The 21,144-nt window shown below is 46.9% G+C and carries 21 protein-coding genes; 19 read left to right on the top strand and 2 right to left on the bottom strand.

Annotated elements, in window-relative coordinates; translation table 11 throughout:
- Positions 1-98: 98 nt before the first annotated feature.
- Positions 99-968 (bottom strand): AraC family ligand binding domain-containing protein, encoded by an 870-nt coding sequence (locus AB4Z17_RS09245; protein ID WP_441959417.1) that lies wholly within the window; start codon positions 966-968, stop codon positions 99-101.
- A 205-nt stretch (positions 969-1,173) separates the two neighbouring features.
- Between AB4Z17_RS09245 and AB4Z17_RS09240 the strand changes: the two genes are divergently transcribed.
- The 4 genes from AB4Z17_RS09240 (at position 1,174) to AB4Z17_RS09225 (ending at position 5,672) form a co-directional block, all read left to right on the top strand.
- A complete protein-coding gene (locus AB4Z17_RS09240; RefSeq protein ID WP_076269647.1) occupies positions 1,174-2,346 on the top strand; it encodes a galactokinase in 1,173 nt (390 codons plus the stop codon).
- Positions 2,347-2,389: 43 nt separating this feature from the next.
- The gene (gene galE / locus AB4Z17_RS09235; protein ID WP_441959415.1) at positions 2,390-3,376 is read left to right on the top strand and encodes a UDP-glucose 4-epimerase GalE; all 987 of its coding nucleotides are present in this window, start codon (positions 2,390-2,392) and stop codon (positions 3,374-3,376) included.
- A gap of 33 nt (positions 3,377-3,409) precedes the next feature.
- A complete protein-coding gene (locus AB4Z17_RS09230; RefSeq protein ID WP_441959413.1) occupies positions 3,410-4,999 on the top strand; it encodes a UDP-glucose--hexose-1-phosphate uridylyltransferase in 1,590 nt (529 codons plus the stop codon).
- A gap of 220 nt (positions 5,000-5,219) precedes the next feature.
- Entirely contained in the window at positions 5,220-5,672 is a 453-nt protein-coding gene (locus AB4Z17_RS09225) for a hypothetical protein (RefSeq protein ID WP_076269650.1), read from the top strand.
- Between the two features lie 101 nt (positions 5,673-5,773).
- Here the strand turns inward: AB4Z17_RS09225 and AB4Z17_RS09220 are convergent, their stop codons facing one another.
- Positions 5,774-6,001: a DUF1128 domain-containing protein gene (locus tag AB4Z17_RS09220; protein ID WP_076269651.1), complete on the bottom strand. Its 228-nt coding sequence runs from the start codon at positions 5,999-6,001 to the stop codon at positions 5,774-5,776.
- Positions 6,002-6,129: 128 nt separating this feature from the next.
- Here AB4Z17_RS09220 and yyaC point away from each other — a divergent pair, with 128 nt between their 5' ends.
- From yyaC to AB4Z17_RS09145, 15 genes are all read left to right on the top strand, one after another.
- A complete protein-coding gene (yyaC, locus tag AB4Z17_RS09215) occupies positions 6,130-6,732 on the top strand; it encodes a spore protease YyaC (RefSeq protein WP_441959411.1) in 603 nt (200 codons plus the stop codon).
- Between the two features lie 14 nt (positions 6,733-6,746).
- Entirely contained in the window at positions 6,747-7,610 is an 864-nt protein-coding gene (locus tag AB4Z17_RS09210) for an alpha/beta fold hydrolase (RefSeq protein WP_441959409.1), read from the top strand.
- Positions 7,611-7,631: 21 nt separating this feature from the next.
- A complete protein-coding gene (locus AB4Z17_RS09205; protein ID WP_441911686.1) occupies positions 7,632-8,294 on the top strand; it encodes a DUF6483 family protein in 663 nt (220 codons plus the stop codon).
- Between the two features lie 53 nt (positions 8,295-8,347).
- Positions 8,348-9,535 (top strand): class I SAM-dependent methyltransferase, encoded by a 1,188-nt coding sequence (locus AB4Z17_RS09200; protein WP_441959407.1) that lies wholly within the window; start codon positions 8,348-8,350, stop codon positions 9,533-9,535.
- Between the two features lie 124 nt (positions 9,536-9,659).
- Positions 9,660-11,336, top strand: coding sequence for a histidine kinase N-terminal 7TM domain-containing diguanylate cyclase (locus AB4Z17_RS09195; protein ID WP_256710986.1), 1,677 nt, complete (start codon positions 9,660-9,662; stop codon positions 11,334-11,336).
- Between the two features lie 121 nt (positions 11,337-11,457).
- The gene (locus tag AB4Z17_RS09190) at positions 11,458-12,540 is read left to right on the top strand and encodes an HD-GYP domain-containing protein (protein ID WP_441959405.1); all 1,083 of its coding nucleotides are present in this window, start codon (positions 11,458-11,460) and stop codon (positions 12,538-12,540) included.
- A 201-nt stretch (positions 12,541-12,741) separates the two neighbouring features.
- Positions 12,742-13,611, top strand: coding sequence for a YitT family protein (locus AB4Z17_RS09185; protein ID WP_076269656.1), 870 nt, complete (start codon positions 12,742-12,744; stop codon positions 13,609-13,611).
- 231 nt (positions 13,612-13,842) lie between these two features.
- Positions 13,843-14,946 carry a thiamine-phosphate kinase gene (thiL, locus tag AB4Z17_RS09180; protein ID WP_441959402.1) on the top strand — a complete coding sequence of 368 codons (1,104 nt, stop codon included), beginning with the start codon at positions 13,843-13,845 and terminating at the stop codon, positions 14,944-14,946.
- 13 nt (positions 14,947-14,959) lie between these two features.
- Positions 14,960-15,448, top strand: coding sequence for a tRNA (adenosine(37)-N6)-threonylcarbamoyltransferase complex ATPase subunit type 1 TsaE (gene tsaE / locus AB4Z17_RS09175; protein ID WP_441959401.1), 489 nt, complete (start codon positions 14,960-14,962; stop codon positions 15,446-15,448).
- On the top strand, positions 15,445-16,263 hold the full coding sequence (tsaB, locus tag AB4Z17_RS09170; RefSeq protein WP_441959399.1) for a tRNA (adenosine(37)-N6)-threonylcarbamoyltransferase complex dimerization subunit type 1 TsaB: 819 nt from the start codon (positions 15,445-15,447) through the stop codon (positions 16,261-16,263). Before tsaE ends, tsaB begins: the two co-directional genes overlap by 4 nt.
- Positions 16,260-16,748, top strand: coding sequence for a ribosomal protein S18-alanine N-acetyltransferase (rimI, locus tag AB4Z17_RS09165; RefSeq protein ID WP_441959397.1), 489 nt, complete (start codon positions 16,260-16,262; stop codon positions 16,746-16,748). Before tsaB ends, rimI begins: the two co-directional genes overlap by 4 nt.
- A gap of 2 nt (positions 16,749-16,750) precedes the next feature.
- On the top strand, positions 16,751-17,830 hold the full coding sequence (tsaD, locus tag AB4Z17_RS09160; RefSeq protein ID WP_441959395.1) for a tRNA (adenosine(37)-N6)-threonylcarbamoyltransferase complex transferase subunit TsaD: 1,080 nt from the start codon (positions 16,751-16,753) through the stop codon (positions 17,828-17,830).
- A 716-nt stretch (positions 17,831-18,546) separates the two neighbouring features.
- Positions 18,547-18,678 carry a hypothetical protein gene (locus tag AB4Z17_RS09155; RefSeq protein WP_441959393.1) on the top strand — a complete coding sequence of 44 codons (132 nt, stop codon included), beginning with the start codon at positions 18,547-18,549 and terminating at the stop codon, positions 18,676-18,678.
- A 112-nt stretch (positions 18,679-18,790) separates the two neighbouring features.
- Complete coding sequence (locus AB4Z17_RS09150; protein ID WP_441959391.1) at positions 18,791-20,356, top strand: 2-isopropylmalate synthase; 1,566 nt, start codon at positions 18,791-18,793, stop codon at positions 20,354-20,356.
- Positions 20,357-20,460: 104 nt separating this feature from the next.
- The coding region (locus tag AB4Z17_RS09145) for a class I SAM-dependent methyltransferase (RefSeq protein WP_441959390.1) at positions 20,461-21,144 on the top strand (684 nt) is incomplete at its 3' end.

Here is a 21,144-nt window from a genome sequence, read left to right as displayed (position 1 = left end):
TCATCACTCCCTACGATAGTATTACCCGAATTTACGAATATGAAGCGATCGGGAGCTGATACTAACAAGAGGATGGATATTCAGCTAAACGGCGCTGCTTAGTCGCCTAAATTCCGCATCGCCATGCGGTATGCTGTAGGAGATTGGCCATGAAGCCGGCGGAATTGTTTGGAGAAGTACAGAGCATCCTGTAGACCGACTGATGCGGAAATTTGTTCAATGGTCAGCTCTGGCCGTTCCCTCAGCATGCGGCGTGCTTTATCGATTCGGAGCTTGAGCAGGAAAGTAACGGGAGATACGCCAATGCGCTGCTTGAACAAACGGGACAAGTACGCTCTATTGTAGCCAAGCGATTCCGCCATTTGTTCAATGGAGACCGGATGGGCATACTGCGTTGATAAGTAATGGATGACTCGTTGAAGCAAGTGATCGCCTTCTGCTTGGGAGGTACGGATTTCATTGCCGTTCTGGGTATTAAGCACGCTTTTGTACTCGGCAAGGAGCAAATGCAAATAACCTACGGCTCTCATATCAGACGCAGCGCCTCCCCGCCGAAAGGTATCATAGATTTGACGAAACAAAGCAGCGGCTCGCCGCTTATCTGGCGTAAACACTACCTGCTGCTCGGCTGTAAAGCCAGCGGTTGCAACGAGATCGGCGGACAATGTTCCATGAAATGCGACCCAGCGATATTTCCATGGCGTGTCACCGTCAGATTCATAACTGATTAATTGTTCCGGCTCAATTAAGAACGTATGCCCTGCACGAAGCTCATGCTTAACCTCATCACAAATAAAGATGCCCTTTCCTTCCAGTACGATGTGCATCAAATAGAAGTCATAAACCTTGGGACCAAGCCGGTGGTACGGCTTCGTTTGGCTCTCGCCAGCAAACAATACATGGAGTGGGGAGTTTTTGCCATCACTGATAACGGGATTGGAGGCTACGGTATACATATCCTGCTGCATTTTACTTTACACCTGCTTTACAGTGGAATGCGAAGATGAACAATTGTAGAGTTTACACTATCATAGCATGTCCGATGTTAATGCGAGAAGTCACATTAATCCATATAAAAAGCACTTGCCGCCATTTAGTTTTACTGCTGCTTCCCGTATACTAAAGTTGTTATCCAAACATACAAAATCGATATAAAAAGGAACGTGATAGCAAATGGCAAACATTGAAGCGCTAACACAGCAGTTCATACAACAATACGGCGGAGAAGCAAGCGACATCGCTGTATTTCATGCTCCAGGCCGCGTAAACTTGATCGGTGAGCATACAGATTACAACGGCGGCTACGTATTCCCAGCTGCACTTACTTTCGGAACGACACTTCTTATCCGCAAACGCCCTGATCATCAGCTTGGTCTAGCGACAACAAACTTCCCAGCGTCAAAAAGTTTCTCGCTAGGCACAATTGTGTATGACGAGGCTGACGACTGGATGAACTATCCTAAAGGAATTGTTCATGAGCTTTTGCAAGCAGGCGTGAAATTTTCCAGCGGCTACGACTTGCTGTATCATGGCGAAATTCCAAATGGCGCTGGACTTTCCTCCTCTGCATCCATTGAGGTCGTAACAGCTTTTGCACTGCAAACACTTGAGGGACTTCCAACTGATAAAGTGAAAATCGCATTGCTGTCACAAAAATCCGAAAACGAGTTTAATGGCGTGCAATGCGGCATCATGGACCAATTCGCGGTAGCAAACGGCAAAAAGGACCATGCCATCCTGCTCATGTGCGATACGCTTGAATATGATCTCATTCCATTTGATTCCGGCAGCTATAAGCTGGTTATAGGCAATACGAACAAACGCCGCGGCTTGGTTGACTCCGCTTATAATGAGCGCCGCGCACAATGCGAGCAGGCGGTACAGGATCTAAAAGCAGCATTCCCTGAGCTTACACTTCTTGGACAGATTAATCTGGAGCAATTTAACTCTGCAAAACATCTGATCAAGGATGAAACAGTTCGCAAACGCGCACAGCATGTTGTAGAGGAAATCGACCGTGTACTGCAATCAATCAAAGCATTGAAAGCAAACGACCTTGCGCAGTTTGGACAATTAATGAACGGCTCACACGATTCGCTGCGCGATCTTTACGAAGTAACGGGTGCTGAGCTGGATGCGATGGTTGCGGCTGCTCGCCTCGTGCCAGGCGTACTAGGTTCGCGTATGACGGGCGCAGGCTTCGGCGGATGTACGGTTTCGCTCGTTCACGAAGACAGCGTTGAAGCGTTCCAAGCAGAAGTAGGCCGCAAGTATAATGAAGCTACAGGCTTAACTGCTGACTTCTATGTATGCACAATCGGAAATGGCGTAGAGCGCCTAGTATAAATAGCATGATCATGCGACACCAAATGGAGAGGGGAAATGAATCATGGCAGTATTAGTAACTGGAGGGGCTGGCTACATCGGCTCGCATGCAGTAGCGGCATTGCAGGAACGCGGCGAGGAAATCGTTATCGTCGACAACTTGCAGCAGGGTCACCGTAAGGCTTTGCTTGGAGGCAAGCTGTATGAGGGTGATCTTCGCGATGCAGCTTTCATGGATACCGTCTTTAAGGAAAATGAAATCGATGCAGTGATCCACTTTGCAGCGAATTCGCTTGTTGGCGAAAGCATGAAGGACCCGGGCAAATATTATCACAATAACGTATTTGGTACGCTTTGCCTGCTTGAGAAAATGAATGAATACAATGTTCGTAAAATCGTATTCTCTTCAACAGCTGCTACTTACGGCGAACCGGAGAACGTGCCGATCGACGAGTACGATCGCACGCTTCCGACGAATGCTTATGGCGAAACGAAGCTTGCGATGGAAAAAATRATGAAATGGTTCGATGTTGCTCATAACATCAAGTTTGTTTCGCTTCGTTACTTCAATGCGGCGGGCGCTCATGAGAGCGGAAAAATCGGCGAGGACCATAGCCCGGAAACCCATTTGATACCTATCGTGCTCCAAGCAGCGCTTGGTCAACGTCCTCATATTTCGGTATTTGGAGAAGACTATGAGACGCCAGACGGTACGTGTGTCCGTGATTACATTCATGTAAGCGACCTTGCCGATGCCCATGTGCTTGCAGTGGATCGTCTTCGCAGCGGAGCTGAAAGCTCTGTATACAATTTAGGCAACGGAACAGGCTTTTCAGTCAAGCAAGTTATTGAAATTGCGCGCACAGTGACTGGCAAAGAAATCCCTGCTGTGTTCGAAGCTCGCCGTGCGGGCGACCCTGCTATTCTCGTAGCTTCATCAGATCGTGCTCGCAAGGAGCTGGGCTGGAATCCGAAGCGGGATAAGCTTGAGGACATTATCAAAAGCGCTTGGAGCTGGCATGAAGCGAATCCAAATGGATACAACGACTAGGGTTGACGCTTAAAGGAAAGGAGCTGCATCACCTTGGAAACTAAACAACAAGCAACATCAGCAAACGATGCGCTGATTCTTATAGAACGCTTGCTGCAATTTGGATTGCAGCGCAATCTGCTGAACGATCAGYTTGATACGTATGCAGCGAGAAACGAACTGCTTGATCTCTTTCACTTTACTGAGCCTTTTGAAGGCCAAGTGCCGGAGGAGCGACTCGAAAGCGCAGTACCGCTTCTGGAGCCGCTGCTTGACTATGGTTACGCAATTGGACTCATTCCGGATAATACGACGACATATCGCGATTTGCTTGATGCTCGCATTATGGGCTTCTTGCTGCCGCGTCCTTCTGAAGCCAGCGCTGCATTTCAGCGTTTGGCGAAGGAGCAGGGGCTAAAAGCAGCTACGGACGCTTTCTACAACTTGAGCATCGATTCGAACTACATTCGGATGGATCGCATTCGCAAAAACCTTTATTGGCTGCACGAGACAGAGTTCGGAAATCTTGAGATTACGATTAATCTCTCGAAGCCCGAGAAAGATCCGAAGGAGATTGCGCTGCTCAAAACGATGCCGCAGGCGAAATATCCGAAGTGCTTGCTCTGCGTAGAAAATGTCGGCTATGCTGGCCGTCCTGATCATCCGGCTCGTCAAAACCTGCGTGTCCTGCCGCTCACGCTGCAAGAAGAGCAGTGGTATCTGCAATATTCACCGTATGTTTATTACAATGAGCACAGCATCATTTTCAAAGGCGCACATGAGCCGATGGTTATTTCACATTCTTCATTCGCGAGACTGCTTGATTTCGTGGAATTGTTTCCGCATTATTTCATCGGCTCGAACGCTGATTTGCCGATAGTCGGCGGATCGATTCTAAGCCATGATCATTTCCAAGGCGGCCGCCATGTGTTTCCGATGGAAGCTGCATCAACAGATACGCTGTTTACTGACCCTAAGCTGCCGGGCTTGCGCTTTGGCATCGTGAACTGGCCAATGTCAGTCGTTCGGGTTAACGGGACGTCCAAAGCGGATGTTCATCGTGCAGCTTGCCATATTCTCGACGAATGGCGTAATTATAGCGATGAGGCTGTAGATGTGCTGGCATTTACGAAGCAGGCCGATGGCACAAATACTCCGCATAACACGATTACGCCTATTGCACGTCTACGGGACAATGGCGAGTATGAGATTGATCTAGTGCTTCGCAACAACCGCACGAGCGAAGAGCATCCGGACGGTATTTTCCATCCGCATCAGCATTTGCATCATGTGAAGAAAGAAAATATCGGCTTGATCGAAGTCATGGGACTTGCAGTACTGCCAGGACGCTTGAAGGATGAACTGGAGCAAATTGCAGCTTATTTGTCAGGGGCATCAGTTGCTGTTCCAGAAGAGCTTCATGCGGACTCTCATCCGCTCCATAAGCATGCGGAGTGGCTGCTAGCTCTAATCGATCGTTTTGGATCTTCAAATACTGCTGAACAAGCGAAAAAAATCGTTGAAGCTGAAACGGGCAGCAAGTTTCTAGAGGTGTTGAAGGACGCAGGCGTATACAAGCGCACAGCTGATGGCGCCGCAGCCTTTGAACGTTTCTTAACGTCTATAGGTCTCCAAAGAGCATAAAATAATAAAACCTCTATCCACGCGGGCCACTAGCGATTGGATGGAGGTTTTTGCTATCAAGCTTAAAAATGAAGCAATTTATATAATGTTTTATAATCATGCATTGTGAAATTATATTAATTTGTAAAGTGACAAAATTTATGGTATTTTTTATAGAATAAACAAACCTTTTTGAATTATATTTTTATTTCTCTATAAACTATTTATCGGAGGGGTCAAGATGTCCGAAAAAATGCTGCCGTTGGACGACTTTTTGCAGCTTAGCACTGATGAGCAAGTGGAAAAATTAAAGCGTTGGAAGATGGATTACACGCTTAAAGACATTCGGGAAGCTTGGAACTTCAAGCATTCCGCGCAATATTATATGCTGCTGAAGAAGCTTCGGATTTACGAAAGAGTTGTTAATAAATCAGATAAGTTTTATCCCGTCCAAGAGCAGCTCATAACGAGAACGAATGCTGGCGGAGAGCGCGGCTGGTCCGGCCAGTCTGCTTTCGCGGAGCGCAAGCTTCCGTCGGATAGCTTCGATTACCATTTAAATACGACGCTAAGCGGACCTGCACTTGCAGACAAGCTGGAGCGTATCGCACATTTTCTAAAAGGCGAGCACAAGGAAGTATCGATAAAGCTGTCTATAGAAGCTGCGGAAATAGAAGTGGAAGAGCTGGAGTAAATAAAAAGAACCGAGTTTGGCGAAGTTGCCTGGCTCGGTTCTTCTTTTGTAGAAAAATGAAAATAAATGTCTGATACTGGAATATTATGTTTGTAAATAGTTTATTGCAAACGCAGCTTTCCAAGCTCGGAAACGAGCGCTTCTACCTCGCTGATGCTGAATTTCTCTTTTGAAGCGACTACTTCGTACAGATCTTTTATATCCTCATATTTATTGAGATCAAAGTTAGATGCCTGCATTGCTGCAGCGGAAGCCATTTTCAGCTTTGTTTTGATAACTTCAATCATAAACGCTACATTCTCTTGCGTTTGTAAGTTTAAATTCGTCATGGAGTGCCTCCTAAAGTTTTTGCGAGCCGAAGTCGGCTTCGGAAATGGGCTTGTTCGAACGTATTGCAATGCTGCAATTGTAACATGTTTCAAACGAGTATGACCACAAATTGAACAGTATCTTAAAATTGGATACAATTGAACTAGATACGATTGGCAATCGAAGACAGGGCAGGTGCAATACGACGGAACAGCTAACGAGCAGTGAATTGGAGTCCTTTTTTAGTGCCATTGCAAATAAGTATATGAATCGCAGCGGCATTGTATTTGTATGTATAGGCAGTGATCGTTCCACAGGGGACTCTCTTGGTCCATTAGTGGGAACGATGCTTAAGGAGAGAGGTTGGCCGAATGTCATTGGAACATTAGACAAGCCATGTGATGCGCATGCGGTTCAGCAAGCCGCTCAGTCGCTGCATAAAGATGACGTTGTCATTGCCATTGATGCATGCCTTGGCAAACCAACCTCCATCGGCCGTTTTATTTTGCACGAAGGACCGCTTGAGCCAGGAAAGGCAATCGGCCGCAGACTTCCAGCAATTGGGCACTATAGTATTGCAGGCGTAGTAAATGCTAACGGACCCAAGGCTTACTGGATGCTGCAAACGACTTCACTTTACCAAGTGATGCGTATGGCAAGCGAGATCGCGTGCGCGGTAGATTCAGCTTGGGGCCAGCATTCGGACAGCTTTTCTTATGTTAATCAAGCATTACAAATTCCATCCGTGTAGAGGAGCATGAACAAATGACAAATGAAAATAGCAAAAAAGTATACTCAATCGCACAGCGCAAGCTTTTTTTGAATAACGGATTGGAGCTTGCCTATTATGATTCCCATCCGGATGACGGAGGCGCAGCGGATGGCATTAGCGAGGTTGTCGTTTTGCTGCATGGCTACTGCGGAAGCTCTTCCTATTGGGAGCATATCTTGGATGGGCTAGAGCAATCTGTACGTATCATTGCGCCAGACGCACGCGGACATGGAAGAAGCTCTGCGCCAAGTGATGAGGTTTATACGATGGAATTGTATGCGGAGGATATTGCTGAGCTGCTTATCAAGCTGCAAATTCATAATGCAGTATTGCTTGGGCATTCCTTAGGGGGCTACATTACTCTTGCATTCGCTGAAAAATATGCGAAGAAGCTTTCCGGCTTTGGCCTGATCCATTCAACAGCGCTAGCAGATAGTGACGCTGCCAAAGAAAACCGTGATAAAGCAGCAGCGGCTCTCGAGCAAGATGGCGTGAAAACATTCGTTGATGGTCTTATTCCTAAGCTGTTTGCTCCCGCTAATGTGGAGGCTTTATCCGCTGAAGTTGAGCAAGGAAAGAAAATAGGCTATGGCACATCCCTGCAAGGCGCGATCGGCACAGCAAAAGGAATGAAGGCACGTCCAAACCGGACGCAGGTAATCGAGCAATCTGAGCTGCCAGTACTACTTGTTGCAGGGGTGTCAGATAAGGTTATTCCGGTGGAGAGTGTTTTTGCAGCATCAAACGGATCTACCGTGAAAGTGGAGCTTGGCAGCGCAGGTCATATGGGAATGATCGAAGAGCCGAAGCAATTGATCAATGCTATTCTTAGCTTTGTAAAGAATAAGCAGCAGTAGATTGGCGAGAGGGGGAACCAGATGTTTCAGCGCGATTATTTCATGCGAATGATTGAGCAAATGACAGAAGCAGTCGGTCAAATTATGAATTTGAGGCGAGAGCGCAAGCACGAGGAGGCTTTGCTCTACATCGATGAGCTTCTTGATACAAAGTTTAGGCTAAGCAGCAAGCTTATTCGTTCCCTTTCGGATGAAGACTTACTAAAAATGATGACTACGAACGGGATATTGGAAACGGATCATTTGCAAGCCATCGCTCTTCTGATGAAGCAGGAAGCTGAATTGACTGCCGACTTGGGACGCGAGGATGAGAGCTACATCGCGTATGTGAAGTCGCTGCATTTGTTTCTAAGATTATCGCTAGTAGATGCGGCGCCAACGATTACCGAGCCCCGCGAACAAATAAAGGAGCTGCTTGAGCGGCTGAAGCCATATGAATTGCCCCTTGCTACGAAACGTTTGTTAATGGAATGGCATGAAGCAGAAGGGCGTTATGACGCTGTTGAAAATATGATGCATGAGCTGCTTGAAGATAACGCGCTGACGAACGAGGAAGCAGAAGCAGCCTATAGACGAATGTTGCTGCAACCAGACGAGCGGCTAGAAGCGGGAGGGCTGCCGCGCGAGGAGATTGAGCAGGGAATTGAAGACCTTGCCAAGCAGCAAACAGACGATATAGCATAAGCGTACGTATAGTGAGCTTAGCTTCAAAACTGATTTAGGAGTGATTGGACAGCATGACGGAACAATGGCAGCAAGAAATTACGAAATGGATCACTGGCAAAGAGCTGCTGCAGGCTACGCTTAGCCAGCCGAAGCGGAAGGACGGAACCGCAGCGCCTAAAACAATCATTCGTCCCATTGAGATGAAGAACGGCTTGTTTTATCAATTTGAATATCATTTTGCAAACAAGGTTACGCATGACAATGTTGCAGAGCCGCAAGCGGCTGAGCGAGTCATCGATTTGCTGCAGGAGAACTATCGTCAGGCGCTTGTAAAAACGAACGAGGCTGACGTTCAATTGCTCTTTAGCAAAAAAGGGAAAGCAGCTATTTTAAAGAAACCGCCAACTGGTGATTCGAGCAAAGCGAATTTGCAGCATAACCGGCAGAAACAGCGTATTTTGTCTGAGAATCAAGCGGCCCCTTTTCTTGTTGAGCTTGGCATTATGACGCAGGAAGGGCTTGTCCACGCCAAAAAACAGGATAAATACAGACAAATCAATCGTTTTCTAGAGATGGTAACGGATGTGCTTGCTTATTTGCCAACGGACAGGGAAATTACGATCGTTGATTTTGGCTGCGGCAAATCTTATTTGACGTTTGCGCTTTACCATTTGCTTGCAGTGGAGCAGAAGCGGAATATTAACATTATTGGACTTGACTTGAAAGCCGATGTCATTGCTTTCTGTTCAGAGCTTGCGGAGAAGCTGGGTTATGACAAGCTTAAGTTTCTTGTAGGTGACATTGCTGAATATGAAGAGCTGCAAGCTGCTGATATGGTTGTCACTCTGCATGCATGCGATACGGCTACGGATGCTGCGCTTGCCAAAGCTGTTAATTGGGGAGCCTCCGTTATTATGTCGGTACCTTGCTGCCAGCATGAGCTGTTCAAGCAGGTAAAGAATGATGTACTATCACCGCTACTCTCTCAAGGCCTGCTGAAGGAGCGTTTTTCCGCACTCGCCACGGATGCCGCAAGAGGAACTTTGCTGGAGGTTTTGGGGTATAAGGTTTCGATGCTGGAATTTGTAGATCCAGAGCATACGCCAAAAAATCTGCTCATTCGCGCGGTTCGTTCAGAGCAGCATGGGCTTTCTATTAAAAAATGGGAAGAGTATGAGCAGTTCCGTCAGTTTCTGAACATTTCCCCGTCGCTGGAGCATATGCTTTCCGAACGATGGCCTAATCACATTTCCAAATAATATTGCTTATTGGCGAATGTTACACTTTGAATTTTTTGAGGGTAAGCAATTGTCGATAGTATTAACATTTGCTACAATGGAAGAAGATGGCTATCAAATGAATGGGTGAACCGTATTGGAATGGATGATCTGGCTAGACTTTAGTATGTTTCTAGTGCTGCTCGGCTTGTTTTTCTACGTGTTTGCCTCCAGCAACGTTACGATTTTGCATCGTATGTATTTGACTTTGCATGTCGTTTTTATGTGTTGGACGCTTTTTCAATTTGCGTCCCAGACGACAACTTCTGCACTCTTTAGACTATTTTACGTTTCCATATCGTATGTAGGGCTTTCTCTGCTTGGAATTGGATGGTTCGTATTCATCGTATATCTCACCGGCCAGTCGTATGTTATACGAAAGAGCCGGTTGTTCATTTTAGCGATGCCCGCGCTTATTTCTGTAGCTGTGGTTATCATTAACCCAAATGGCATGTTTCTACGAATTAACGATCAGCTAAGTCCCCTCAAGCAGCTAGAGCAAGGGCCGTTGTACTGGATTATGATTACGCAATTAATTGTTTATGTAACCGTTTCTTTTGTTATTATGTTCTACAAGCTGCGCGGCGAAAATTCGGTACGGCAGCGCACATTAATCAAAACCGCAATAAACGGCATGTTTGTACTCGTTTCGTTTGCTATAACAGATTTATTTATCAATGTTCTATTAATTGAAAAAATGAATCAATATATTCCGCTTATTTCAGTAGGAATGGCTGTTGCCGCTGTTTATTTGGTACATGCCATTAGACGGAACAAAGTACTAGATATTATTCAAACCGTACAAAGAGATGTAATGAATACGATGTCGATGGGTATTATCGTGCTTGATGAGAACGATATCATCATCGATGTAAATAAAGTAATAAAGCCGATTCTGAGGCTGCGCATTGGCGACAAGTTTAATTCCGCTCATCTAGGACCGCAATTCAAAGGCGAGGTTACTAGAGATATAGCTGCTTTTTTTGAAGAGCAGAATAAGCGTCCGATGGATAGGCTTGAGATGGAAATTGCAATTCAGCATGACAAGCATAGACATATTATCGTACAGTCTGCGCCTATATTGAACAATAAGAAGACATTGGTAGGCAGAGTACTGACCTTCCAGGATGTGACGGAGCTTCGCCTGCTAGTCGAAGAAACGAATGTTCAGAACGAGCTGCTTCAGGATCGGAATCGCGATCTGCTTATTATGCAGGACGAGCTGTTTCAAGCGAATAAGAAGCTTGAGCATATGGCGATTACTGACGGTTTGACCGGCTGCTATAATCGGCGTTACTTGCTTCATCAATTGGAGCAAGAAGTGATTGCAAACATTCGTTATGGCATACCCTTCTCTATATTTTTATTTGACCTCGATCATTTTAAATTGATTAATGATAAATATGGCCACTTAATTGGTGATGAGGTGCTTTGCGGCACGGTTGATGCCGTTAGAGGAGTTCTGCGATTTACGGATATATTAGCTCGTTATGGCGGAGAAGAATTTACGGTGTATTTGCCGCATACAAACCGAGACCAAGCTGATCAGATAGCGGAAATTCTTATGGAATCGGTTGAGCAAAATAAAATAAACACGGGAACCTCGGAGGAGCCGGTATCGGTCACGATAAGCATGGGCGTAATCTCTATTGAACATGTTGACCCAACCGATTTAGTTGATCCAAAAGCTTTTTTAAGAGAGTTGCTTGCACAGGCAGATGCCGCGTTATATGAAGCTAAGTATAATGGACGTAATCGGATTGTTAAACGAAAATTAGCCTAGCAGCCTGAACAGCATGTTTAGGCTTTTTCGTGTTTGCTGCATAGTCAGTTGGACATAGTTCTGATAAAATGGATTTGATCCGGTTACAATCGCTAAACTATCAAAGGCGGGAACTAATCTAATGAGAAAAACGCAGATTGGAATGGTCAAGCCGGGAGACAAGGTGGCTAAACCCATTTTTCAAGAAAACGGCAACGTGCTTCTAGGAGAAGGGGTTGAATTGAATGATCGTTACATCGATCGATTGCGGAACTTAGGCATCGATTTTCTATTCATAGAGGATGGGTTGACGGAGGATCTGATTCCTGAAGATACGATCCGTGATGAAACGCGTAAGCAAGCGGTCGATACTATTTACAAAACGATGAACTCCTTCAAAGACCAGACCGTATCAAAAGGGCGAACGATCGCACCAGATATGGGCCGCAACTTTCGGGCGGTATTCGGCCAAATTATGCAGGATTTATCCTCAAGACCAAATATGCTGGTTAATTTAACGAGCATTCATGCAATGGAAGGTTATTTATTTCAGCATTCCTTTAACGTGGCTGTGCTTTCAGGCATTATGGGCATGGCAAAGGGCTTTAATCGCAATCAGCTTGAAGAGCTTGGCATTGGCGCGCTGCTCTTCGATATCGGTATGACAAAGGTGCCGCCAAAGCTGCTGGCTCATACTGGCGGTTTATCGCTGGCGGAACGTGAAGTCATCAAAAGCCATGCGAAGGACGGGTTCGATATATTACGCAAGTATCACGATATATCTATCGTTTCTGCACACTGCGCGCTTCAGCATCATGAACGATTTAACGGATCAGGTTACCCGCGCGGGCTCAAGGAAAGCGAGATTCATATGTATGCTCAAATCGTAGGATTAGCGGACACTTTTGATGCATTAACTTCACCAAGGCCTTATCGCAAACGGTACACGGCAAGCGAAGCGATTGAGTTTTTATTTGCTGCCGGCGGCACTTTTTTTGATCTGGACTTGATTAAGCTGTTCTGTCGGCATATATCAATATATCCAGTTTCGACTTCGCTTTTGCTTAGCACTGGTCAAGTTGGTGTCGTTTCAGAAAATACGGAGCTCGCTGTCCATCGTCCCCGTGTACGAATTATTATGGAGCCAGACGGCACAATGCCGGCATCGCCTTATGAGATTGAGCTCAAGAACGAGCTTCATATTACAATCGTAAAGGAGTTGTAATTATTTTTTGTAGGAAATAGGCGTTATGTCTTTCGTGCTTACTTGAATATTAAACACAGATAGAAACCTTCCCTTAGAGGCAAATTGCTGCTAAAGTGGAAGGTTTCTTTTTTTGCAATAATGACAGAGTTGCTTTATATCTGGTACTTTTTAAGGTAAAATAATGAGAAATAGAGCTAATAGGGGGATGTGCGTACATTTATGGGATCATTACAGCACCACAAACTGTCCAAGCTCGAAGTGTTGCGAAGAGTGCTGTTTATTACACTAGGCGCTGCGCTCGTCTCAGTTGGGCTGGAAATCTTTCTAGTACCAAATCATATTATTGATGGCGGTATTGTCGGCATATCGATCATGGCCTCCTATTTAACGAAAGTGCCGCTTGGTCTTTTTCTCTTTCTTCTTAATCTTCCATTTTTGTTCCTTGGTTACAAGCAAATCGGCAAAACCTTTGCAATATCGACGCTGTACGGCGTTTCGGTCATGTCGCTAGGAACGTTTTTGCTTCATCCCGTACCGCCTCTTACGGTAGAGCCTTTTCTAGCTGCTATATTCGGCGGTGTCATTTTGGGCATTGGCGTTGGCATGGTTATTCGCTTTGGCGGATCGCTCGATGGTACCGAAATTGTTGCGATCGTGTTTAATAAGCGTATTCCTCTTTCGGTTGGCGAGACCGTTATGTTCTTCAACTTATTCATTCTCGGCAGTGCAGGCTTCGTGTTTGGCTGGGATCGGGCGATGTATTCGCTTATCGCGTATTACATTGCTTATAAATTGATTGATATCACGATCGAGGGCTTCGATGAATCAAAAGCGGTGTGGATCATTAGCGATGAAGCGAAGGAAATCGGCGCAGCGATTATGTCCCGCCTTGGACGCGGAGTTACTTACCTGCATGGCGAAGGCGGCTTTACTGGCGGCAGCAAACGCGTTATTTTTTGTGTCATTACGCGGCTTGAAGAAGCGAAGATGAAGTCGATTGTTCATGAGCTTGACCCTGTGGCGTTTCTTGCCGTCGGCAATATTCACGATGTGAAGGGCGGACGGTTTAAGAAACGGGATATTCACTAATGATGGTAGTAGAGCGTGTCTGAGAACTCTGAGGACAGCAAATTTTGCCGAATTTTCGTTCCATGCAAGGCGTGTTTGTGAAGGCGTACCAGGGGTACGTCAAGCAAACGGGACGAAGCAGGGGGCGAAAAGGCGGTGAAAGGTGCCACTGAACGGGTTTTCAGACATGCCCTAGTCAGTTTCTAAGAAATGCGAGGCCGATTTGGCTTGCACAACCACTTTTGCTTTGAGATGAAGGAGACCAGCAATTTGGATGAGTTTGCGAGTATTCATCATTGGACGGCAGGCAGGCAGGGAACTGCTTGGCAGCGCGAGCGCGGCGTGGTTATAGGGATAGGCGATGATACCGCCGTAGTTGATCACGCTTCTGCTGCGGATGGCATTGCTGCGCCAAAGCGGATGCTGCTGGCCGTTGACACGATGGTGGAGACGGTACACTTCAAGCCGTCAACGATGCGGGACGAGGATGTCGGCTATAAGGCGCTTGCCGCCAACATTAGCGATATTGCCGCGATGGGAGGCGTGCCTTTGCATGCGCTCGTCTCGGTCAGCGTGCCGCCATCGTATACGCCGGAGCGAATGCGGAGGCTGTATGATGGGCTGTACGAGTGCGCCGAGCGCTACGGGGTTGCCATTGTAGGCGGCGATACGACGTCGGCGCCGGAGCATTTGGTTGTCGCTGTAACGGTGGTTGGCACCGTGGAAGCAGGGCGTGAGCTGTGTCGCTCGGGCGCTAAGCCGGGCGATGCGGTGTTTGTGACCGGCGCCGTAGGCATGTCGGCGGCGGGATTGCATGCGCTCCTTGCAGAGGAGGAGCGCGCGGTGCTGCAGCCCGCGGATTTCAGCGCGGGTAGGGAAGGTTTGCTTGTGCAGGCGCATCAGCGGCCAAATCCTTCAGTGCGTGCGGGAAGGCTGCTGCTTGAGCATGGGAGCTGTCGTTCACTTAATGATGTAAGCGACGGCCTGGCGAGCGAAGCATGGGAAATTGCTGAAGCGTCGGGGCTTCGCCTCGTGCTGCATGAGAAGCTTCTGCCAAAGAGCGGCAGCTTGGCAGCTTACGCTTCAAGTCTAGGAATAGATCCGCTGGAATGGATGCTGTATGGCGGAGAAGATTACGTCTTGCTTGGCACGATAGCGCCTGAGTATGCGGAAGCGATGCGAGCAGCTTTTCACCTTGAAGGTATTCCTTTTTTTATTATTGGGGAAACCGAGATGGGTGAGCCCTCTGTTGAGCTCATTCGACATGATCAAGCTTATATGGAAAAAGAGTCGCTGCCTCATTTGGAGAAGAGAGTTTTGCTTAAGAAACGCGGATATAATCATTTTTCGACATGAACGGGTGAATAGCATGCAACAACAGATAAGCCATGCCACTTGGCTGGCACAAACGGAACAAGACACTGTAACGCTAGCCGAACAGCTTGCAGCTTGGGTAAAACCAGGTACATTGCTTGCATTGGATGGTGATCTGGGCGCGGGAAAAACTAGATTTTCACAAGCTTTTGCAGGTGCAATCGGTGTGAAAGGCATTGTGAATAGTCCGACTTTTACAATTATAAAAGAATACGAAGGGAATCAGCTTCCCTTTTATCATATGGATGTCTACAGGCTGTCGCTGGAGGAAGCGGATGAGCTTGGTTTGGATGATTATTTTTATGGCGATGGCGTAACGATTGTGGAATGGGCTAGCTTGATTAAGGAGCTGCTGCCAGCTGAGCGGTTGGAGCTGTATATTGAGCATCTTGGCGATGAAGCACGGCGTATACAATTGACCGGCTACGGTGATATTTACGCAGGCTGGTGTGAAGTTTTAAGCAAGTTAGGAGCAGACAGATGAGTAATGAGCAGAGAATTCAAGCGGGACCGATACTCGCTTTAGATACGTCCACGGCGTCGATGGCAGCTGCTATCGTTAGCGGTCATGAGGTGCTTGCGGAAATTCAAACGTTAGCGGAAAGAAACCATTCTGTACACGTTGTGACGCATATTCAAGAAATGCTGCGAAAAAGCGGCCTTGCTACTACGGACATCGAGGCGATTGCGGTTGGGAATGGACCAGGATCATATACAGGAATGCGTATCGCGATCTCTGTAGCAAAAACGTTGGCATGGGTATGGAACAAGCCGCTGGTGAGCGTGTCCAGCTTGGAGGCCATAGCATATGGTGCTTGGCATCAGCAGGTGAGCGGAAGTGCGGAGCTGGAGAAAGCGCGTAATGGCGAGCATTGGGTATTTCCGATTATGGATGCAAGGCGCGGTCAGGTGTATACATCGGCTTTCTCGATGACGGATGCGTCTGAATGGGCTCGCTGGCTGGATGATGGCGTTCGTATTATGAAGGATTTTGTAGATCAGCTTGAGCAGCGATTAGCGAATTTGCCGGCTGGAAGCATAYGGAGCATCTCACTCGTCGGCGACCTGTCGCTTCACGAAGAAAGCGCGATGCGCTTGAAGCAGATTGGCGAGGCAGCAGGCGTTATCGTTCAGCTTCAACCCTTTATCCAAGAGGGCAAATGGATAGCAGAGCTTGGCCTCAAAAGACTGCAGTCAGGTCTATTAGAAGATCCGCATACTCTTATTCCTAACTACACTCAGCTAACTGAGGCTGAGGTCGTATGGAAGGCAAAGCAGGCAGGTGAAGCTAAGGCATGAAATTAGAAGTGAACAAACTCATTTTTCGAGCGATGACCATGGCAGACATACCCGCTATCGTTGCGATTGAACAGGAAGCCTTTACGAGTCCATGGACTGTGGAAGCATTCACGAATGAGCTCATGAACAACTTATTTGCTCGCTATATGATTATGGAATATGAGGATCAAATAATAGGCTACGGCGGCATGTGGGTTATTATGGACGAAGCACATGTAACGAATATTGCGGTACGCTCAGATTATCGCGGGCAAGGTTTAGGAAACTGCTTGCTTAATGAGCTTCAGCGGACGGCAGTTTTCTTTGGCGCGGTAAAGATGACGCTAGAGGTTCGTCCCTCCAATGAAATTGCGCAAAGCCTTTATCGGAAATACGGTTTTGAGCCTGCCGGCGTACGCCCGCGGTACTACTCGGACAACAATGAAGACGCGCTTATAATGTGGGCTGAGCTAGACAAAGAGCGGTTGAAGGTAAGGGAGCAATGAATGTGAATCAATCGAAACAGGCAGTGAATGAACGGCCAGTAAATGATCTTGTTTTGGCGATCGAAACGAGCTGCGACGAAACGTCAGCGGCGGTTATTCGCGGTGGAAAACATATTTTATCGAACGTCGTATCCAGCCAAATTGAAATCCATGAACGATACGGCGGTGTAGTTCCCGAGATTGCATCACGCAAACATGTAGAGTCGATTACATTGATAATAGAACAGGCTGTCAAGGAATCAGGGCTGACGCTAAAGGATATGTCTGCTATCGCAGTCACACAAGGTCCCGGTCTTGTAGGGGCTTTGCTCGTAGGTATTGTAGCGGCCAAAAGCCTGTCTATGGCATTAGATATTCCATTGATCGGTACGCATCATATTGCAGGTCATATTTATGCAAATGAGCTCGTTCATGACATTATATATCCATGTATGGCGCTAGTTGTTTCGGGGGGCCATACAGAGTTAGTGCTGTTGAAAAGTGAAGGTGATTTCAAAGTCGTTGGCCGTACTAGGGATGACGCAGTCGGTGAAGCGTATGACAAGGTAGCGCGGGCACTGCATTTGCCTTACCCAGGCGGACCGCATATCGACAAGCTTGCAGTCGAAGCAGAGGAATCGATTACTTTGCCTCGTGCATGGCTGGAACCGGATAGCTATGATTTTAGCTTTAGCGGCTTGAAATCAGCAGTACTAGCGGTTATTAATCAGACGAGAATGAAAGGTTTAGTCCTGAATGAGGCGGCACTTGCTCGCGGATTCCAAGAGTCAGTCACTGAGGTGCTCGTCACAAAAGCTCTGCGCGCAGTCAAACAATATGGCGCGAAGCAGCTGCTGCTTTGCGGCGGTGTGGCAGCGAATAAGGGCTTGAGGGCAGCTTTAAGTGCAAAGTGCGTGTCAGAACGTGTGCCTCTGCTCATACCGCCAAATTCGTTGTGTACAGATAATGCTGCAATGATTGGAGCAGCGGCTTATTTGAAGCTAAAACGGTCGCAATTCACAGATCTTGACATGAAAGCTGATCCTGGTTTATCCCTTGAGAGCTGGTCAGTGAGCAATATGCCGCATTCATTGGCCGAATAGGGGTTAATAAAAAATATTTTCAATTGGAATTGACAGACAATTTATTAGAGCATATAATAAGCAACAATACTTCAAACTTCAACTTCATACGTTACAAACGCAAAGAACAGGAATAGTAAAGCTTGTCCGGGAATGTCTGAAACGTCACTATGAATGTGCATCATTCATACGTCGTTATGACACAAGAGAGCTGCGGGATGGTGCAACGCAGTCGAAGGATGCTTGAAACTCGCCTGGGAGCGGAACAGTGGAAACGATGGCAGCATGAGTACATGCTGATAGCCATGCAGGTACATTGTTACGGTTAACCACCGTAATCGGGTGCATGTGAGTCAACATCCGGAGTTGGCCATATGCTTAAGTTGGGCGTCCCTGCTCGTTTGCGAACGTATGGGTGTCAACAAGGGTGGTACCGCGCGGGTCATAATAACCTGTCGTCTCTTGATTCAAGAGATGACAGGTTTTTCTTGTTGTCTTGAAGTGAAGGATTTAACGATTTAATGAGCAGCAACAATCCATATAGAGTAAAAACGCAATGAACAGGAGCAGTAGAACAGTAGGCTGGCAAAACGAATTTCAAGATATGTTCATCAAAAGCGGATGAACGAATTGAAATCGTACAGAGAGCTGCGGGGTGGTGTGACGCAGTCGAAGCTGAGGTTTGAATCTCGCCTGGGAGCGGAACGTGGGAAGCAAGCTGTCATAAAAGACAGTTTTTGTCTACAACGTTACGGTTAGCCGCCGTCATCGGGCATTTAAGCGGGCTCGGTTCCCGCAGCAAGCTATTCAATATTGCCTTTTGCAAGACAGCATTGTTTAAGCTTCTGCAGCAAGAACCGGTCAATTAGAGTGGTACCACGGCAGCGTAAGCGCGTCGTCTCTTACAAGGAGACGTCGCGCTTTTTTTTGTACCCAAAAATGAAAAAATACATCCAAACGAATCCCTAGGAGGAATTAACAATGACAAACGAAATGAAAAAAATCCAAATTTTTGATACAACTCTTCGTGATGGGGAGCAGTCACCAGGTGCTTCAATTGATCCTGAACGTAAAATTATTATTGCACGCCAGCTTGGCAAGCTTGGCATTGATGTTATTGAGCCAGGTTTCCCGGTTTCCAGCCCAGGCGAATTCGCGGCTGTACAGCAAATTTCACGTGAGCTTCAGCATGTAGAGATCGCAGGTTTTGCGAGAGCGGTAAAGGTTGATATTGACGCTGCAGTGAAAGCGACACAGGATGCAGCACGCAGACGCCTTCACTTGTTTATATCCTCCTCCGATATTCATCTTAATCATCAGCTTCGCAAATCTCGGGAAGAGGTCATTAAGATTGCGAGAGATATGGTTGCTTACGGCAAGCAATTCGTAGATGAAATCGAGTTTTCTGCAATGGATTCCACACGATCTGGCAGAGACTTTGTCATTCAGCTCGTTGAGGCGGTTATTGCGGAAGGTGCGACTATCATTAACCTGCCCGATACGCTTGGTTATGCTATGCCAGAGGAAATGAGCGAGCTGTTCCGCGCGGTGCGCAAGCAAGCCAGAGGCGGAGAAACGGTGAGATACAGTGCCCATTGTCATAATGACCTAGGCCTTGCTGTAGCTAACAGTATTTCGGCTATTAATGCAGGTGCTACACAAATTGAAGTAACTGTAAACGGGATTGGCGAACGAGCGGGCAACTGCTCTCTTGAAGAGCTGGTTATGGCAATAGAAACGCGCAAGGATGCTATTCAAGCAGAAACAAACATTAAAATTAGCGAAATTTATGAAACCTCTCGTTTGGTTAGCCGCGCTATGCATTTCCCGATTGCCTACAATAAGCCAATCGTTGGCCGCAATGCATTCCAGCATGAATCGGGCATCCATCAAGACGGCTTGCTGAAAAACCGCAACACGTATGAAATTATGGATCCGGAAGCGATGGGCATTTCGCGGAACATGATTATATTAGGCAAACATTCCGGCCGCCATGCGATTAAACATCGCCTTGCTGAGTATGGCATCGATATGACAGAAGTGCAGCTGCAGGATGTGTACGATAAATTCAAGGAAGTCGCTGATGCTCAAAAAATGGTGACAGATGATGAATTGATTCGTATCGCAGGTGAGCTGACACAGACGCAGCCTGATCCATATGTACTGGTTGATCTGCATGTTCACGCGGGTACGCAGCCTTCACGTACAGCGACGGTTACCATTCGTGAGAATGAGTTTGGTGTAGAACAATCTTATATCGCAATGGGAGGCGGCCCCATTGAGGCAGTGATCCATGCCATTCAACAAGCGATTCCAGTAGCAGCGGAGTTCGAGGATTTGGAGCTTCATTCGCTATCAACCGGCGAGGATGCGCACGGTGAAGCGGTCGTCAGCATTATTCATCAACAGAAACGATTCCGCGGTACATCCATTCATAGTGATATTGTGCTTGCAGCTGCTCAAGCCTATGTTTCAGCGTGCAATCAAGCAGTTATGACGACAGGAAGCAGAGTGGTAGAAGAAATCCAAGCTAAAGCTGCCAACTAATTTCAGATAAGGCCAACGGATTGCTTTTCCCATAGTAGAGTGAGTTCTCTCTATTATGGGAATAAGCGCTGCTGTCGGCATAAAACCTCAAGGAGGTATATGCGATGAGTAAAATTATTCAATATTATAATCAGTTTGATGAATGGGGGCGTCTCGATAGAGCGCCCCTTGAGTTTATCGTCAACTGGCATTTTATTCGAAATTACTTGCCTGAGCGTGGACATATTTTGGATAATGGCGCCGGGCCCGGAAAATATGCGATGGAACTAGCTGATAGCGGCTATGATGTCACGTTAACAGATTTGACCCCAAGGCTGGTACAATTAGCCGCTGAGAAGGCAGAGGAGCTTGGGCTTACAGATCGTTTTAAAGGTTTCCACGTTGCAGATGCTAGAAGCTTGAGCTCGTTTGCCGACGAGACATTTGATGCTTCATTGATGATGGGGCCGCTCTATCATTTACAGAAGGAAGAGGATCGTGAACAGGCGGTTAAGGAGCTATATCGTGTAACACGGAGCGGAGGTTATGTGTTTATCGCCTTTATGACACGTATTAGGCATTTGCTTACTGCTCTTGCTTATCCGCAAAGCTGGAAGCCTCTCGATTCAATGGATGAGATTCAGCAGTTTATGGATTCGGGCGTTTTTAATCATTCAGATGAAGGCAGATTCACGGGAGCCTATTACTATGATATCGATACGATTACGCCGTTTATGGAAGCGCAAGGATTTGAAACGGTCAAGTTGATTGGTTCCTCCAGCGTTGCAGGAGCCCTTACAACGGAGCAG

The organism is Paenibacillus sp. TAF43_2 (assembly GCF_052113545.1).
GTDB lineage: Bacteria > Bacillota > Bacilli > Paenibacillales > Paenibacillaceae > Pristimantibacillus.
This window is presented reverse-complemented; position numbering and strand designations above follow the sequence as displayed.